Here is a 16983-nt window from a genome sequence, read left to right as displayed (position 1 = left end):
GCGGCGAGGACGCGACGGCCTAGGGCCGGTAATACTTCCGGTATGACTTGTGATAGTAGTATCCCGAGTCGGCATAATCGTACTGGGCGTGCTTCCGGACATCGACATAGGTCAGGGCGATGCCGGCGAAGCGGGCGCCGGTCTCCAGCACCAGCTTCAGCGCGGCCTTGGCGGTCTCGCGGTTGGTCTTTTCCCAGCGAACCAGGAACAGCGTGGCGTCGGCCAGGCGCGTCAGCGGCAGGGCGTCCGATACCGCCAGCACCGGCGGCGTGTCGAGCACGACCATGTGGTAGCGCTGGCACAGGCTGTTCAGCAGCTTCTCCATGCGCGGCGAGGCGAGCAGCTCGACCGGGCGCAGCGACCCGGTGCCGGCGCCGATGAAGTGCAGCCCGGTCGCCTCGTCCAGGGCGATGATGTCCTCGATGTCGGCCACGCCCGCGAGATAGTCGCCGAGGCCGATGTGGGGGGCGTAGCCGAGCGTGGCGTCGATGCTGGGATGGCGCATGTCGCAGTCGATGGCGATGCAGCGCCGCCCCGCCTGGGTCGACTGGCAGCAGATCGACAGCACCGTCGAGGTCTTGCCCTCGCTGGGCACGGAGGAGGTGACCAGGACGACCTTGGGTGCCGCCGTCGAACTCGACAGCATCAGCCCGGTGCGCAGGGTACGCACCGACTCGGCGAAGAGCGACCCCTGGCGGTCCGTGGCCTGCAGGTGCGGCGGTTGGTCGGCACGGCCGGTGCCGGCCAGCGGCAGCATGCCGAGCGTCGGCAGCCCGGTGTGCAGCTCGACCTGGCTCAGGCTCCTGAAGCCGGAATCGAGGAACTCGAGCAGCAGCGCCAGGCCGAAGCCCAGCATCAGCGAGGCGATGAAGGCGACGCCGACGATCATGCCCTTGTTGGGATAGTAGGGCCCGCCGGGCACCTGCGCCGACTCCAGGACGCTGGCCTGCTTCTCGACCGGCGCCTGGCGCTGCAGCGCGACCTCGTCCAGCCTGCGGCGCCGCTCGCGCAGCAGCTGCTCGGCATCCGCGAGCGCGTTGTCCAGGGTGTCGCGCTCGACCTTGAGGCGCGAGACGGTCTGCAGACGCTCCTCCAGCCGCGTGCGCTCGGCGGTCATTCGCTCGACCTGGCCGCGGGTCACTGCCAGCTTGCCACCGAAATCCGTGGCGATGCCGAGCAGCTGGCTGCGCAGGCTGGCCTGCAGCCGGTCGATCTCGGCGCGCAGCGCCTGTACCCTGGGATGGCCCTCGCGGTACTGGTTGAGCAGCTCGGCGAGCTGCCGCTCCGCGTTGATGATCGACAGCCGGACGCTCTCGACGGTCGGCGCCGCCAGGCCGGCGGCGGAATCGACCAGGTCGCCGCCGGCGAGCGCGCGCTGGACCTGGCCGTAGTCGAGCTGCTGCTGCGACAGGCGGGCCTCGGCCTCGCGCAGGTCGTCGACCAGGGAATCGAGCCGGCGCAGGTCGAGCGAGCGGCCCTCGAGCTCCTGGATGTCGTTGACGGTGTTGAACTCCTCGAGGGCTCGCCGCGCGCCGTGCACCCGCTGCTCGGCCTCGGCGACCTGTTCCTGGAAGAACTCTATGCCCTGACCCAGCTTGCTCGCCCGCTCGCTCTCCAGGGTCTCGACGTAGAGCGACGCCACGGTGTTGACCGCCGTCGCCGCGAACAGCGGGTCGGTCGAGACGTAGCTGAGGCCGATGGTGCCGGTGTTGGTGTCGGCGCGCGCGGCGAGGGGTGCGCGGAAGGCGTTCGCGAGCTCGCGCCTAAAGGCCCGGTCCCGGGCGGGATCCGGCACCTCTTCGGGCGGCGCGAAGGCCGGCTCCTCGGGCGGGTCGGCCAAGCCCTGCCCCGCGAGGAACAGGCGAGCCCTGTACTGGAGGTCATCGAGCAGGCCACGCCTCGGCGGCGCCAGTGAGCGGTTGAACAGGGGATTGCGCTGCAGCTCCAGCGCCAGCACGGCGCGCTCCGCGAGCGGCAGGGAGGTGAGGACGACGGCTTCGGCCTGGACGGTATAGAAGTCGCGGCTGATGCCGGAGACCGCCTGCGGCTGGTTCGTGAAGTTCGTCGTCTGGCCCTCGATCAGGATCGTAGCGGCGCTGCGGTAGAGCGGCGTCAGGCGATTGACGAAGACCATCGACAGCGCCGTCGCGACCAGGCAGAGGCCGAGAATCAGAAACTTGCGGCGGCGCACGATGCCGAACAGCGAACGCAAGTCGAAGCCGCCTGCGGACTGGCCACGAGGCGCCTGCGCCAGGCCGGGGTCGCGCGCCAGCCCCGGCGGCATCCGGCTGGCCGCATCCCGCTCAGTCCGGAGGTCGTACGGCTCTGCGCTCAAGGCTTGCGCTCCACCCCTGGTCCCCACCCCAAGGGCTCTCACCCTTTGCTCGCAAACGGATCCGACGACAGACAGTATTTCGGATGAACGTCGCTGTTGCCGCACCGTCACTTCTAGTGAAAGGCCGCGGAATCGCCAAGCGTTTCGCCCGATCATTGCGGCACTTATACGATCCGGAAGGAAACGCTACGATTTGTTAGTATACACCGAGAATCTTTATAAACCTTTGCGATAGTCCCTCAGAAGAAACGGCGAGGAACCTCGATCGTGTCGCCGGGCATCAGCACCGAGTCCTCGGCGACCTCGTAGGTGACCGAGCCCTCCTCTGTCTGGCGGATCACCTCGATGCCCGAGCTGCTTGCCCGGCGCGTGTAGCCGCCGGCCAGCGCGATCGCCTGGCGCACGGTCAAGCCGGAGGCGAAGGGATACTGGCCCGGCGCGTTGACCTCGCCGAGGATGAAGAAGGGCCGGAAGTTGACGACCTCAACGTTGACCCGCGGGTCGGCGATGAAGTCCGCGTCGAGCCGCTCCGTGATCGTGTCGGCGACCTGCGCGATGGTCCGGCCCTTGACCTCGACCGGACCCAGCAGGGGGTAGCTGATGGTGCCGCCGGAATCGACCTCGAACTCGCCCGAGACGTCCGACTGGCCGTAGACGTTGATGCGCAGGCGGTCGCCGGCGCTCAGCTTGTAGCTCTCCTTGATGTCTAGCGCCGCAAGCAGCGGCTCTCCGCCGCCGCCCGTCCCCGCACAGGCCGCCGCAAGGCCACCGCAAAGCAGTAGAGCCACAATCGTTCGCAACACTCACCCCCATTCCCTGGCTTCCCCGTGCCGCGAGCGGGCGGACACAACTTCCTTAAACGCGAGAAGCCTTGCTTCGTTTCCCCGTTCGTCAGGCCGACGTCAGTACTGCAGGGTAAGCAAGGCTTCAACTATCATGGCCCGGTAGCTGTTGGTCTCGAGGTCGGAATCGCGCGCCTCGTAGCGCGAGCCGAGGCGGGCTTGGGCGAACTCGTTCACCAGGTAGACCAGGCTGGCGCCGGCGCTGTAGGAGAAGTCTTCGCGCGAGGCGCCCTCGAAGCTGCTCGTCGTGACGATGCCGCTGGTGGTCAGCATCAGGCTGTCCGTGAACTCGTAGTCGAAGCCCAGCAGGTAGCTGGTCGAGACCGTGCCCGAAACGCCCGCGAGCGTCGATTTCTGGACCGAGCGGTCGATCGAGGCATTGACCGTGAGCAGGTCGAGCGGGTTCCAGGTCAGCGTCCCGCCATAGGTCAGGCCGCCGGCGTCGGCCAATGCGGCATCCTCGTAGTCCTGCTGGAAGTAGCCGACATAGGCCTCGGCGAAGGTCACCGCACTGACGTTGTAGGTAAGGCCCGCCAGCGCCTGCCACCCGGAGGAGTCGCGGTTGAGCCCGAGGCTGTCGACGGCGAGGTCGTAGCGGCGCAGGTCGTAGCCGGGCTCGAGGAAGACGACGTAGCCGGGCTGGAACTCGTAGCCGAGCCGCAGGGTCGCGACGCCCTGCCAGTGGTCGCGCCCGTCGCGGTCCGGCCCGGTCAGGTAGTTGTACTTGTAGTACTCGAGCGAAGGGCTGACGAGAAAGTCGCCGAAGCGGTTCTGCGAATAGATCAGCGCCCGGTAGCGGTCGTACTGGATGATGTTCTCGCCGGACCCCGTGCTGTCGGGGTCGCTGCGGTCCTCATGGCCCCGCGAATAGCCGATTTGCAGCGAGATGTCGGAGTCCAGGAAGAAGTAGTTGGCTTGGCCGTAGATGTCGTAGTCCTCGAAGTCGTTGCTCTCGAACTCGAGGTTGCGGCGCACCCTGGCCGAGATGCCCGCCTCCAGGCCGAGGTCCTGGCCGGTGTTGCTGACCCGCAGCGCGGGGCTGATCTCCCAGAAGAAGTCGCCCCGGCCACCCTCGCTCTCGCGGAACACGTTGCTGTCGTAGCCGCCGCCCAGGCCGAGCGCGGGAAAGACCGTGAGCGGCGGCGCCGGCTGCTCCTCGTCGAAGAAGATCTCGATGCCGATCGGGTCGAAGTCCGGGCGCGCACGCGTCATCACCGCCTCCTCGGCGGCGGTCTGCGCCGTCGCCGGCGCGACGCCCGGCGCCGCGCAGCAGGCGGCGCAGGCCGTCGCCAAGGCCACCAGGCGCCGCCGGCGGCGGAAGGACAGGTACGGCGTCATGGCCTCAGCTTGCCGGGCTGACGCCGACGGGCGAGACGAAGGGCGGCGCCGGTGGCTGGGGACTGGCGGTCCGCACCGGCGCTGGCGCACCGCTGCCCGCGGCCGGGGCGACCCCGCTGACGGTGGCGATCGCGGCGAGGGTTACGAACTCCAGCGCGACCACGTTGGCGAGGTCCGACGCCTGCAGGAACGGCGGACTCGGGCTCGAAGCCTGTCCCCCCTGCCCGGGCAGGTTCTGGGCCTGCTGGTTCTGGGCCTGCTGGTTGCGGGCCGCGTCGCGCCGCGGGCCGGTGACGCCGCTGACGTCGAAGCGGCTCGGCAGGGCGATCGGCTCCAGGACGATGCCGCTCAGCATGCTCCCGGAGCCGCCGGCGAACCGGAGGTCGAGCCTGCCGTTGCCGACCTCGACGGTCACCGACAGCCCGGCTGCGCTGTAGCTGAGGGCGGCCGCGGAGCCGTCGGCGGCGCGCAGGTAGGCCGTGTCGAACCAGTCGCCGACCCCCGAGTTGCCGAGGAAGTACTCGACGCCGTTGATCGTGAAGGATTCGCCGAAGGGCGCGCTCGAGCCGGCCGCGATGTCCTCCGCGGTCAGCAGGACGACGCGGTACTGGCCGTTCGGCACCTCCAGGGACAGGCTCTCGAGATTCTGGATGACGTCCTCCAGCACCGCGCCGCCCCCGACCCCGTCCTGCTCGCCGAGGTTCAGGCCGCCGACTTCCAGGCTGTAGGGCGTCAGCTGCTGGAAGCCCTCGGCCACCGGCGTCGTCAGGCCGCCGAGATCCCACGCGAGCGTGCCCTCGGGCGGCACGAAGCCGGCCTCGACCTCGACGTTGAGAATGCGCGGCGCGCCGAGCGACTTCGACATGCCGTCGCCGATCGACTGGTTGAGCGCAAAGAGCCGGTCGGGATCGCCGAGCCGAGGGTCCCGGCCGACTGCCAGGGACAGCGCGATGGCACGCACCGCGACCTCCTGCGGCGTCGGATTACCGTCGGAGATGAAGGAGCGTATCAGCTGGTCGGCATCGCCGAGGCCCATCGCCAGGGCGTCGATCAGCTCGGCCGGGACCGGGCGCGTCCGCTCCGCTTCCGCGATGAGGGCCTGGACCTGCGGGTCGACGCCCTCCTCGACCTGAGCCGCAGGCTGGTCGGCGGCGGGCAAGCCCTGGGCGCCGGCCTCGGCGCCCAGGAAGGCGGAGGCGGCGAGGGCGACGGTGCTGGCGGCCAGGAGGTTTCGCGTCGTCGCCCACATCGGCTTCATCCCCCGCGCGCTGCGACGAGCGCATCCTACTGCCGCCGCCTGCCGCGCCCCTGCCTGCCGGGGTTCCTGCCGGCCACAGGAGCCTGGCAGAGGCGGACGGCATCCGCGATTTACCGCTTGTTTACCCCTGCACCCGCAGCAGTAGCGGAGGCAAAGGCGCGAAATCACCGTGCCAAGCGATTTGAGGTGTCGATTGAACGCGAGGAACCTTAAAGAAGACCTGACAGCAGCGCGACGCCTCCATACACGTTCTCGCCACAGGCGACAAGAAGTGACCGAGTGCACCGACTCCGCCACTCTGCAAACCTCGAACGGGACACCTCGCCACAGGCTGTCTGTTGGTCGCGGCCTCGGCGTCTCGAGGCGAATCTGCGCGCCAGGATCCGGATTTGACTGACTCGGACGCGGAGTTCTCCACGGCGGGGCGGCGACCGGGGCAGGCGGACTCCGACGTTGCCAGGGCCTCCGACCCGACAACCCCACGTAGTGAAGACGCGGAGGACGCGGCCTTCGAGGAAGCCGGCGAGACGCAGCGGACGCCTGGCGACAGCGTCCGGGATGAGGCCCTGGCGGCCCCCCGGGCGAGTGCCACCGGCGCCACCGGGGGCGCCGCCGGGACGGCCGGTGTCCTGGCGCCCTTCCGACCGGATGCGCTGGCTAGCTGCCTGCTGCGCGTGACCGCCTGGTTCGGCCGGCCGATCGGCGCGGGCGAGCTGCGCGCCGCGGTTCCGGTCGCGCCCGACGGAATGTCCCTGGACCAGTTCTGCCGCGCCGCCGAGCGCCTCGGCTACCGGGTCCGACGGCTGCCGCTCGAAGCGACGCCGGCCGACGGCCGGCTGCTCGCGGACCTGCCGGCGCCCTACCTCCTGCTCGGCAGACCCGCCGACGGCGGGCCGCCGTTGGTCCGCCTGGTGGAGGCCGCGGGACCCGGATCGCTGACGGTCTGGGACCCCCTGGAGGACCACAGCCTGGAACTGGCACCGGCCGCCGCGGCACGGAGCCTCGCGCCGGCCGAGGCGGTGCTGGTCCGCCCGCAGGCCCTGCCCCGCGACGCCGCGGCGTGGCGGACCAAGATGGCCAGGCGCCTGCGCGGCGTGGTCGGCGAGCTGATCCTGGCCTCGCTGGTGCTCAACCTGCTGGCGCTGGCCACGCCGCTCTTCGCCATGACCCTCTACAACAAGGTGATCGGCCAGCAGGCGCTCTCGACCCTCGACGTGCTGGCGCTGGGCATGGTCGCGGTCTACGGCTTCGAGGTGGTGCTGCGCATCGTGCGGGGCTACGTCTCCAGCCATACCGGCGGCCGCCTCGACGCGCTGGTCGGCGGCGAGGTGATGCATCACCTGATGCACCTGCCTTTCGCCCACTTCGAGCGCACGCCGAGCGGCCTGATCGGCGAGCGGCTCCGCCAGCTCGACACCATCCGCACCTTCTTCACCGGCCAGATGCCGATGACCCTGGTCGACATGGCCTTCGTCGTCGTCTTTCTGGCCGCGCTCTTCTTCATCCACCCGCTGCTGGCCTGGATCGTGCTCGGCGCCATGCCGCTGTTCGTCGGCCTGTCGCTCCTGTTCCACGGCCGTCAGAGGAGGCTGCTCGAGCAGTCCTTCCGGGCTCAGGCGGCGAAGTCCTCGCACGTCGCCGAGACCCTGCAGAACGCCCTGGCCGTGAAGTCGCTGGGCCTGGAGCCCGAGATGGAGCGGCGCTGGGAGCAGCGCCTGGCGCTGTCGGCCTGGACCGCCTTCAGGGCGAGCAACCTCAATAGCATCGTCGCGGCGCTCGGTCAGGGCCTGCAGATGCTGACCGGGCTCCTGGTCCTCTATGTCGGTGCCAAGCTGGTGATCGCCGGCGAGACCACGCTCGGCGCCCTGATCGCCGGCAGCATCCTGGCGACCCGCGCCCTGGCGCCGCTGCGCCTGACGGTCGTCGCCTGGACCCAGCTGCAGGAGGTGCGCGCCGCCTTCGAGCGGCTCGAGGCGATCATGGGCGAGCCGACCGAGGCCTCGCCGGGCGACAGCGCCGCGGCCCCGCGGCTCGCCGGCCGGCTGGTCGTGGAGAACCTCTCCTTCGGCTTCGAGCCCGGCCTGCCGCCAGTCCTGCGCGACCTCGACCTGACCGTGCCCCAGGGCAGCGTGCTCGGCATCATCGGCCCCTCGGGGTCCGGCAAGACGACCCTGGTGCGGCTGCTCCAGGGACTCTACCGGCCGACCCGCGGCCGCGTGCTCTACGACGGCAACGACCTGGCGCACCTCAGCACCGCCAGCCTGCGCCAGCAGCTCGGCGTGGTGCCGCAGGAAACCCAGCTGTTCGCCGGCACGATCCGTGACAACGTGCTGTTCGGTTCCGACGTCAAGGATCCCGAGCGGGTCGTCGCGGTCTGCCGCTTCGTCGGTGCCCACGACTTCGTGCAGCGTCTGCCCAAGGCCTACGACACGCCGCTCGGCGAGCGCGGCGTCGGCCTCTCGGCCGGCCAGCGCCAGCTGCTCTGCATCGCCCGGGCCTTGATCCGCAATCCGCGGCTGCTGATCCTGGACGAGGCGACCAGCGACCTCGACCCGGTCGCCGAGGAGCGCCTGCTGCGCAACCTGCAGCGAGCCTCCAAGGGTCGGACCGTGGTGATCATCTCGCACCGGCTGAGCCCCTTCGCGATCGCCGACCGGGTCGCGCTGCTGATGAACGGCCGAATCGAGCGCATCGGCCCGCCTGCCGAGGTCATCGCCTTCGCCAAGGCGCGCATGACCGAGGCGGCCGAGGCGGGCGGAGGGACCTGACGGTGAGCGATCCCGATCGCAAGGAGCCGAGCTTCGGACTGCCGGCCCGGCGCCCCGGCCAGGCGGTGGTGCCGCAGGCCGGCCGGCGCCTGCCGACACTGTGGAGCGAAAAGGACCTGCGGGCGCGCTACGTCGACTTCCTGCCCGACGCCCAGGCTCTGGTCGAGCGGGAGCACTCGCCGGTCGCCCGGCTGCTGCTGTTCCTGCTCTCGGGACTGGTGCTGCTGTTCCTGGTCTACATCTCGGTCGCCGAGGTCGATCAGGTCGCGACCGGTCAGGGCGTCGTCCGGCCGTCCGGCGAGGTCAAGGTGATCAACCATCCGGTCGGGGGCCGGGTCACCCGGCTCCATGTCCGCGACGGCGACCTCGTGAATCAGGGTGCGCCGCTGATCGAGCTCGACCCCGAGCTGACCGAGCGCGAGGTCGGCCAGCTCCAGGCCGAGGTCGACACGCTGGAAGCCCGCACCCTGCGGCTCGAGGCCGAGGCGACGGAGAGCGAGCTGCAGTTCCCGCCGGAGCTGGTCGAGGGCCGGCCCGAGGCGGTCGAGGCCCAGATCAACCTCTACAACGCCCGGAGCAACGCCCTGGAATCACGGCTGGCCACGGCGCGCGAGGTCGTCGCCCAGCGCGAGCAGGCGGTGCGCGGGCAGCAGAACCGCATCGCGCCGCTGACCGAGAGCCTGGCGATCCTGCGCGACCAGGCCGCCTCGATCGCGACCCTGGTCGAGAAGGGCTACTTCCCGGCGATCCGCTACCAATCCGTGCAGCGCCAGGTCGTCGAGGCGGCCGGCGATCTGGCCCAGGCGGAAAGCGAGCTGGCCTCCGCCCGCGCCGCCCTCAAGGAGGCCGAGAGCACCCTCGATTCGCAGCGGCGCGACTGGCAGAGCCAGGTGCTCGACGAGCTGGCCGCGACCCTCGGCGAGCGCGAGAGGGCGCGCACCCGCGTCGCCCAGCAAAGCACGGCACTGCGCAACCTGGTGCTGCGCGCGCCCGTCGACGGCGTCGTCCAGGATCTCGCGGTGACCAGCGCCGGGCAGTCGGTCGGCGCCAACCAGCCGATGATGACGGTGGTGCCGGTCGGCGACACGCTGGTCGTCGAGACCCGGGTGCGCAACGCCGACATCGGCCACCTCGAGGCCGGCATGCCGGCCGAGGTCAAGGTCGAGACCTTCAACTTCATCCGCTACGGCACGCTGAAGGGCCGGGTCGAGCGGATCGCCGCCGACGCCGTCGCGGAGGAAGCGAGCGGCCAGCGCTTCTACGAGGTCGAGGTGCGCACCGATTCGACCTCCCTGACCGGACCCGACGGCCGGCCCCTGCGGGTGCTGCCGGGCATGCAGGCCCAGGTCGACTTCCGCATCGGCGAGCGCACGATCCTGGCCTACCTGACCGACCGGCTGCGCGAGACCGCCGCCGAGGCCTTCCGCGAGCGCTAGGAAACGGGCCAGACTAGGCCGGCAGGATCAGACGCGCGCGGCGCAACTGCTCCAGCAGGCGGGCGACGTCGCCGCGCAGCTGGTCGGCCGGCGCGTCGGGAAAGGCCGCCGACAGCGTCTCGAGGATCTCCGGCTCGCCGCAGGGCGTCTCGACCAGGCGCCAGACGCCGCTGGTGACGGCGTCGAGGTAGAAGATCTCGCCGCTGTCCGGCTCGACCAGGAAGAACTCGCCCTCGATCTCGGTCGTGGTCACGGCGGGGTTGCGCTTCAGGGCAAGCACGGTGCCGCCTCCAGCAGGTCGCGCGCCTCGGCGGCCTCGCGGTAGCCGAGCCGACGGCACGGCAGGCGCGCGACCAGCGCCTGGCTCCAGGCGAGCAGCGCGCCGGGCCCGAGATGCGGCGCCAGCGCGTTGGGCAGCAGCGCGCGCAGCGCCGCCGCGGGCTCGAGCCCCGTCAGGGCCGGGCGGGCGTCCGGGCTCCGCGTGAGCAGCACCAAACGCTCCACCGGCGCCCGCGCACCGGGCCGCGCCAGGCTCGCCTCGGGCAGAGTCAGGAAATCGACCGCGCCGGTGCCGCCGACGGCGCAGTCGACGGCAAGGCGGCGCAGAGCCGGCGACGTGCCGGCCGGCAGCGGCCGGCGCAGCTTGGCGCCGACGCCCAGCGCGATGCCCTGGACGCGACCGCTCGAGGCGCCGGCCTCCGGCAGCTCGAGGGCCAGGCGGTCGTCGCCGAACAGCCGGTGGCCGGCGGCGGCGCACTCCAGGGCGAGAGTCGACTTGCCGGCGCCGCTGGCGCCCAGCAGCAGGGTCAGGCGCCCGCCGAGCTCGACGGCGGCGGCGTGCAGCTGGACCCAGTCCCTGCGGGCGGCGATCCAGGCGCCGGTCGCCGCCCCGGCCACGGCATTGGCCGCCTCGGGCGGCGTCGCGGCCTCGAAACAGCCGCCGGGCAGCAGGACGTGGCGGACGAGGTAGCCAGGGCCGGCGGCCTCGACCTGGATCGCCGGCCTGGCGGGAACCTCGTCCTCGGCGCAGACGCGCCAGCCGGGCAGGCAGACAGCGAGCGCCTCGGCGACGGCGGCGGGCAGGGCCGCCGACAGGGCGCAGCCGGCGCCGGACGGGCCGGGATCCGTCGAGAGGCGGTAGCGCGCGCAGGGCTGGGTGGGAAGGGCGGTCATGGTCGCCGCAGTATGCCGCAAGCGCCCGCCGGGTCCAGCCGGGCGCTCGCCCTCGAGTCGGCGGCGTTCAGTCGAGTCGGGGGCGCTCAGTCGCGGGGGGCGTACTTGGCCAGGATGCGCTGCAGGGTCCGGCGATGCATGCGCAGGCGGCGCGCCGTCTCCGAGACATTGCGCTCGCACTGCTCGTAGACCCGCTGGATGTGCTCCCAGCGCACCCGGTCGGCCGACATCGGATGCTCTGGCGGCGGCGGCAGGTCGCCGTCGGCGGTCAGGGCGGCGGCGATCTGGTCGGCGTCGGCCGGCTTCGGGAGGTAGTCGGTGGCGCCGACCTTCACCGCCGCGACGGCGGTGGCGATGTTGCCGTAGCCGGTCAGGATGACGATGCGGGTGTTCTCGTCGGCCTCGCGCAGAGCCTGGACGACCTCGAGGCCGCTGCCGTCCTGCAGCCGGAGGTCGACGACGGCGAACTCGGGCGGGTCGCGCCGCGCTGCCGCCAGCGCGTCGGCGACGGAGTTCGCCTGCTCCACGGCGAAGCCGCGCTGCTCCATGGCCCGCGCGAGGCGCGAGCAGAAGCGCTCGTCGTCGTCGACGATGAGCAGGCGCCGCTCATCCTGGGGGGTGACGCCGGTCGGGGTTTCCATCGTCAGAGTCGTCATCTTCGGCCTGCCTTGCTGGCCACCAGATGGTCGCTCTGCCAGGAAATGACAACCTCGGCGCCGCCACCCGGGCGGTTGCCGAAGGCCAGGGCCGCGCCGGTGCGCGCCAGCAGCGTCTGCGCGATGAAGACGCCGAGGCCCATGTGCGTCTGGTCGCGCCGGCCGCCGCCGCGCACGTCGTTGCGGCCGGTCGAGACATAGGGGTCGCCGAGGTCGCTGAGGATCTGCGGCGCGAAGCCGGGTCCGTCGTCGCGAATCGCGACGCGGATCGTCTCCCGGTCCCAGGCCAGCTCGACCTCGACCCTGCTGCGGGCGAACTGCAGGGCGTTCTGAAGCAGGCTGCCGAGCCCGTGGACGAGGTCGGCACGGCGCACCACGGTCGGCTGCTCGGCCGGCTTGAGGCCGGCAGCGTAGGTGATCTCCAGCGCCTTGCCCTCGCTCTCGAAGGGCAGCGCCGCGGCCTCGACCAGCCCGGCCAGCGGCAGCCTGTGAAACGGCGTGTCCTCGGCGCCGGCGGGATCGCCTTCCGGGTCGCCGCCGAGGCCGCCCCCGACACGGCCCTGCGCCCGGCCGGCCGGCATGCCCTCCGGCCGCTCGCCGAGCTGGGCCAGGATCTGCCGGCAGCGCTCGGCTTCGCCGCGCAGCAGGTCGAGGTCCTGGCGCACCGGGCTGTCCTCGGCAAGGCCCGGGGACAGCTCGCGCTCGAGCTCGCGGACCACGACGGCAATGGTCGCCAGCGGGCTGCCGAGCTCGTGGGCGGCGGCGGCGGCCAGGCCGCCGAGCGCCGCCAGGCGCTGCTCGCGCTCCAGGGCCAGCTGGGTCGCCGCCAGGGCGTCGGCCATGCGGCGCGACTCGCTGGCGAGCGAGGACACGTAGGCGGCGGTGAAGGCGACGGCGAGCACCAGCGCCGCCCACACGCCGGCGAGGTAGAGCGGCGGCAGCGCGAGGTCGCTGCCGGCCCAGGGCAGCGGCAGGTGCCAGAGCCCGAGCAGCGTGATGCCGGCGATGGCGAGGGCCGACAGCAGCAGGGTGCTGCGCCGCGACAGGGTCGCCGCCGACACCACGACCGGCGCCAGGATCAGGATCGCGAAGGGGTTGTGCAGGCCGCCGGTGAGCGCCAGCAGCGCCAGCAGCTGGATCAGGTCGAAGCCGAGCGAGGCCGTCGCCGCCGGGTCGCGCAGCCAGACGGTGCCGCGCTGCAGCAGCGCCACCGAGAGATTGACCAGCGCCGCCACCCCGATCACGGCCGCGGCCGCGACCACCGGCAGTTCGAACTTCAGGAGGCCGGTCACGACGACCAGCGCGGCCAGCTGCCCGACGATCGCGACCCAGCGGATGAAGATCAGGGTGCGCAAGCGGACGTGGCCGGCCGGCAGGGCCGGGCGGATCGGCAGGAAGCGGCGCACCAGGGGAGCCGCTCCCGGCGGCGCGGAGGTCTTGCGGTCGGTCATGGCTGCGCCGTCCGGGCTGGCTGTCGGCGGGTCTTTCGACGAGGCCCGCGTGGCGCCACTCTAGGGCAAGGCGCGGCGCGGCACAGCGCCGGTCAGCACAGGGCGGGCCTGCACAGGGCGGGCCTGCACAGGACGGACCTGCACAGGACGGACCTGCGCAGGGCCGGCCCGGCTCATTCCTCCAGGCGGCCGAAGGTGCGGGGATCCGCGACCTTGAAGAAGGAATCGACCGTTTCGCCGTTACGAGACAGGGGCATGATCAGGCGCACGTATCGCTAGACCCGGCCGTTGATCGAAACATAGGAGCGCCGCGCCAGGCTGGGCCGCTGGCTTTGCGCCACCGCCAGGGCCGCCTCGACGACCAGGGCGGCGTCCTCGGGCTCGAAGAAGTCGTCGGTCGTCTTGCCCTTGAGTTCGCCGCCGTGCTTGGCGCAGACCTCGGTGCCGGCCAGGCGCACGCGCAGCAGGGCCGGTGCCGGCTCCAGGTCGAGCATCATCACTGTCGGCAGCCCCTCGCGCGGCAGGTCGAGCGGGTCGACCCGCGACGGCAGCGCGTCGCCCACGGCCGAGTCGCGCCAGGTCCGGTGGCAGGCCTCCAGAATCGGGAAGTCGCTCAGGGCGTGGAGCGGCAACTCTTCGTGGCGTGGTCGGCTCCAGCGGTTCGCCATACAGGTTTCCAAGGCATCCCTTCCATCTCCTGCCGGCAAGCTGGCACCGGCAGGTTGAGAAGCCGTGAGCCGCCGGGGTGACCGCGCGCCTCAGACGATCCGCTGCATCGATGCGGGATCGGCGGCCTTGAAGAAGCTGTCGACCGCGCCGCCGCCGCGCGCCAGCGGCAGCATCAGGCGCGTGTAGGTCCAGAGCCGGTCGTCCATGGTCACGAAGGAGCGCCGCGCCAGGCTTGGCCGGCGGGTCGAGGCCGCGTCCAGGGCGACCTCGGTGACGCGCCGGGCGTCCTCGGGATCGAAGAACTCCTCGGGCGTCAGGCCGCGCAGCTCGCGTCCGTGCCGTTCGCAGATCGCAGTCCCGGCAAGACGGATGCGGAGCCGAGTCGGCGAGCGCTCCAGGTCGAGCAGGAAGACCGTCGGCAGGATCTGCCGCGGCAGCTCGACCGGATCGAGCCGGGCCGGCACCTGCTTGCCGTTGCAGCCGTCGCGCCACAGCCGATAGCAGGCATCGAGCAGGGGATAATCAGAAATCTGGTTAATGGGGAGCTCCTCGTAGCAGGAGCCGCGCTCGCGTTGGGCCGTTGCGATCGACAAATTCACCTTTAACTCTCCGGGAAATGGCATTTCTGCCGACGAGAGGAGTATAGGTTGCAGAGCGTAGAAAGTGCGGTTGTATTACAATTTTTCTGGTTACCCGTATCGCTGCAGGCGGGCGCCGTGGCGGCGCAGCCAGGCGCGCGAGTCCTGGCACTGGTCGGCGAGCCGGTCGCAGAGCCGCCAAAAGGCCGGCGAGTGGTCGAGATGGACCAGGTGGGCGACCTCGTGGGCGACGACGTAGTCGAGCACCGCCTCCGGCGCCAGCACCAGGCGCCAGCAGTAGGAGAGGTCGCCGCGCGCCGTGCAGCTGCCCCAGCGGCTGCTTGTCTCGCGCACCGCGATCCGGCCCAGCGGCCGGATCCGGCTGCCGGGGGCGAGGCGCGGCAGCAGCGCGGCCTTCTCCCGGGACCGGCGCGCGACCTGCCGGCGCGCCTCGGCCTTGAGATAGTCGGTGACTCGTCGCGACAGATGCTCGGCGGCGCCGGCGACCCACAGCAGGCCGCTGTCGGGCCAGACCGCGCCGCGCGCCCAGGGGGCGTGGCGGATCTGGTGCTCGACGCCGAGGATCGGGACGAGGCCGCCCTCGGCGAAGGGCACGTGCGGCGGCAGCTGGGCGAGGCGTCCGGCGATCCAGCCGCTCTGGCGGTCGATGAAGTCCAGCCCGCGCTCGACCGGCAGGCCCTCGGGCAGGGTCAGCACCAGCCCGCCGCGGCCGGGGTCGAGGCGCAGCGACAGCCGGCGGGCGCGGCTCGAGACGCGCAGCTCGAGCGGCACCTCTCGGCCTTCGAAGGTGAGATGGCGGGGAGCCGGGCTCTGGACGGACATGGGGCAGAGGCTAGCCAGAGCCGCGGCGTCGCGGCAACCACGGAGCTTGCTACAGCAGCCTGCGCGCCAGATCCCGGATCGCCGGGTCGACCGGCTGCGGCGTCAGGTCGACACCCTCCGCCAGCGCCTCGGCCACCGCCTCCAGCGCGGCGATGCGCCCGAAGCGCTTGTCCTCGGCGGCGATCAGGTGCCAGGGCGAGTCGGCCGTCGAAGTCTGCGCCAGCATGTCATCGATGGCGGCGGCATAGGCATCGCGCAGCTCGAGGTTGCGGAAGTCCTCCGGCGCCAGCTTCCAGTGCTTGAGCGGATCCTCCAGGCGCGCCTGGAGCCGGCGCTTCTGCTCCTCGAGCGAGATGTGCATAAACAGCTTCACGACGCGCGTTCCGTCGGCGGTCAGCAGCGCCTCGAAGGCGTTGATCTCCTGGTAGGCGCGGCGCCAGTCGGCCGGGGCGGTCAGCTGCTCGACCCGTTCGACCAGGACGCGGCCGTACCAGGAGCGGTCGAAGGCGGCGATCTCGCGGTCCTCCGGCAGGCGCGTCCAGAAGCGCTGCAGGTAATGCTGGCGCAGCTCGTCGCCGTTCGGCGCCCCGACCGACCAGACCGCGAAGCCGCGCGGGTCGAGCTGCGCGGCCAGGCGCCGGATCGTGCCGCCCTTGCCGGCGGCGTCCCAGCCCTCGAAGACCAGGACGGCGGCCCGGTCCTGGCTCCAGTAGGCCAGCTGAAGCGCGCGCAGGCGCTGCTTCAGGGCGTCCTTGCGCTCGTGATAGCGGCGCTTGTCGAGCCGCTGCCCCAGGTCGACCTCGGCCAGGCTCGCCGGCCTTCGCTCCGTCATGACGCCTCCTCGGATTCCGGCCCGCAGCCTAGCACCGCAGGGCGCCGAAGCCGAGCCGGGCAAGCGGCCCGGCCCGGCGGAACTCATGCCGGCGGGGAGCGTCTCGTAGGCAGGACGGAGCGGAGTCGTCTGTACCGCCTGGAGCAGACCCGCGACGGCATGCGCGCTGCTCGAGGCCGAGGACCCCTGAAACGAGCACCCCAGAAACTCTAGCTCGATCCGGAAAATGCTGCGCCGCGAACCTACGGATGGCGGTGAGGGTGGGATTCGAACCCACGAAGGGCTTGCACCCTTACACGCGTTCCAGGCGTGCGCCTTCAACCACTCGGCCACCTCACCCCCTGCAGGACCGCCCTGGGGCGGCCGGAACCTAGCGAAGCTCGTCGCGGGTTGCAACGCTGCGCGACGCGGGACCTGCCGCCAGCGCGCCGGCGGCAGCAGCACCCTTGATGCGAGCGAAAAAGGGGCGTATTGCCGAAACCCATGCGTTTGCTGGCACGCCTTCTGGGGTACCTCCTGCTGATCGCGGCGCTCGCCGCCCTGGCCGTCGACCTGCTGGCCTGGTCGACGACCGGCCGCTTCCGGCTCTCGGAGCTGGGCGCGCTGTGGGCGCAGATCGACCGGCCGAGTCTGAACCTGGTCCAGGCCGTGCTCGAGCGCCACGTCTGGCAGCCGCTGTGGGACGGCCTGTTCTGGGTGCTGCTACAGCCGGCGGTGCTGGTTCTCGGCCTGCCCGGCCTGGTCCTGCTGCTGCTCGGGCGCCGCGGCGGCGGCCGGCGCGACTCGCATTTCAGCAGACGGTAG

Annotated in this window: 15 protein-coding genes and 1 tRNA gene; 3 read left to right on the top strand and 13 right to left on the bottom strand. The window is 71.6% G+C overall.

The genetic code is table 11. From position 1 onward, the window contains the following. Positions 1-19 precede the first annotated feature (19 nt). From WD341_RS00210 to WD341_RS00195, 4 genes are all read right to left on the bottom strand, one after another. Positions 20-2335, bottom strand: coding sequence for a GumC family protein (locus WD341_RS00210; protein WP_368423385.1), 2316 nt, complete (start codon positions 2333-2335; stop codon positions 20-22). Between the two features lie 239 nt (positions 2336-2574). Next, positions 2575-3123, bottom strand: coding sequence for a polysaccharide biosynthesis/export family protein (locus WD341_RS00205; RefSeq protein ID WP_368423384.1), 549 nt, complete (start codon positions 3121-3123; stop codon positions 2575-2577). A gap of 114 nt (positions 3124-3237) precedes the next feature. Further along, positions 3238-4515, bottom strand: a complete 1278-nt coding sequence (locus WD341_RS00200; RefSeq protein ID WP_368423383.1) for an outer membrane beta-barrel protein — start codon at positions 4513-4515, stop codon at positions 3238-3240. Positions 4516-4519: 4 nt separating this feature from the next. Then, on the bottom strand, positions 4520-5764 hold the full coding sequence (locus tag WD341_RS00195; RefSeq protein WP_368423382.1) for a hypothetical protein: 1245 nt from the start codon (positions 5762-5764) through the stop codon (positions 4520-4522). Between the two features lie 683 nt (positions 5765-6447). Here WD341_RS00195 and WD341_RS00190 point away from each other — a divergent pair. Both WD341_RS00190 and WD341_RS00185 read left to right on the top strand, forming a co-directional pair. Further along, positions 6448-8541, top strand: coding sequence for a peptidase domain-containing ABC transporter (locus WD341_RS00190; RefSeq protein WP_368423381.1), 2094 nt, complete (start codon positions 6448-6450; stop codon positions 8539-8541). A gap of 2 nt (positions 8542-8543) precedes the next feature. Further along, positions 8544-9977: an HlyD family type I secretion periplasmic adaptor subunit gene (locus WD341_RS00185; RefSeq protein ID WP_368423380.1), complete on the top strand. Its 1434-nt coding sequence runs from the start codon at positions 8544-8546 to the stop codon at positions 9975-9977. Between the two features lie 13 nt (positions 9978-9990). On the opposite strand, the gene WD341_RS00180 is transcribed toward WD341_RS00185, so the two are convergent. The 9 genes from WD341_RS00180 to WD341_RS00140 form a co-directional block, all read right to left on the bottom strand. Next, positions 9991-10257 carry a PqqD family protein gene (locus WD341_RS00180; RefSeq protein WP_368423379.1) on the bottom strand — a complete coding sequence of 89 codons (267 nt, stop codon included), beginning with the start codon at positions 10255-10257 and terminating at the stop codon, positions 9991-9993. Further along, positions 10245-11150, bottom strand: a complete 906-nt coding sequence (locus WD341_RS00175) for a hypothetical protein (RefSeq protein ID WP_368423378.1) — start codon at positions 11148-11150, stop codon at positions 10245-10247. Before WD341_RS00175 ends, WD341_RS00180 begins: the two co-directional genes overlap by 13 nt. Positions 11151-11236: 86 nt before the next feature. Then, positions 11237-11806, bottom strand: a complete 570-nt coding sequence (locus tag WD341_RS00170; protein ID WP_368423377.1) for an ActR/PrrA/RegA family redox response regulator transcription factor — start codon at positions 11804-11806, stop codon at positions 11237-11239. Then, positions 11803-13257 (bottom strand): ATP-binding protein, encoded by a 1455-nt coding sequence (locus WD341_RS00165; protein WP_368423376.1) that lies wholly within the window; start codon positions 13255-13257, stop codon positions 11803-11805. The genes WD341_RS00170 and WD341_RS00165 overlap by 4 nt, the downstream gene beginning before the upstream one ends. 275 nt (positions 13258-13532) lie before the next feature. Further along, positions 13533-13925, bottom strand: a complete 393-nt coding sequence (locus WD341_RS00160) for a PAS domain-containing protein (RefSeq protein ID WP_368423375.1) — start codon at positions 13923-13925, stop codon at positions 13533-13535. A 90-nt stretch (positions 13926-14015) separates the two neighbouring features. After that, on the bottom strand, positions 14016-14525 hold the full coding sequence (locus WD341_RS00155) for a PAS domain-containing protein (protein WP_368423374.1): 510 nt from the start codon (positions 14523-14525) through the stop codon (positions 14016-14018). A gap of 90 nt (positions 14526-14615) precedes the next feature. Then, positions 14616-15347 carry a M48 family metallopeptidase gene (locus WD341_RS00150; protein WP_368423373.1) on the bottom strand — a complete coding sequence of 244 codons (732 nt, stop codon included), beginning with the start codon at positions 15345-15347 and terminating at the stop codon, positions 14616-14618. A gap of 49 nt (positions 15348-15396) precedes the next feature. Continuing rightward, positions 15397-16179 carry a polyphosphate kinase 2 family protein gene (locus WD341_RS00145; protein WP_368423372.1) on the bottom strand — a complete coding sequence of 261 codons (783 nt, stop codon included), beginning with the start codon at positions 16177-16179 and terminating at the stop codon, positions 15397-15399. A gap of 249 nt (positions 16180-16428) precedes the next feature. After that, a tRNA-Ser gene (locus WD341_RS00140) sits at positions 16429-16518 on the bottom strand. Positions 16519-16662: 144 nt separating this feature from the next. Here WD341_RS00140 and WD341_RS00135 point away from each other — a divergent pair. Further along, complete coding sequence (locus tag WD341_RS00135) at positions 16663-16983, top strand: hypothetical protein (protein ID WP_368423371.1); 321 nt, start codon at positions 16663-16665, stop codon at positions 16981-16983.

This window comes from Tistlia sp., assembly GCF_040905785.1.
Classification (GTDB): domain Bacteria; phylum Pseudomonadota; class Alphaproteobacteria; order Kiloniellales; family DSM-21159; genus Tistlia.
This window is presented reverse-complemented; position numbering and strand designations above follow the sequence as displayed.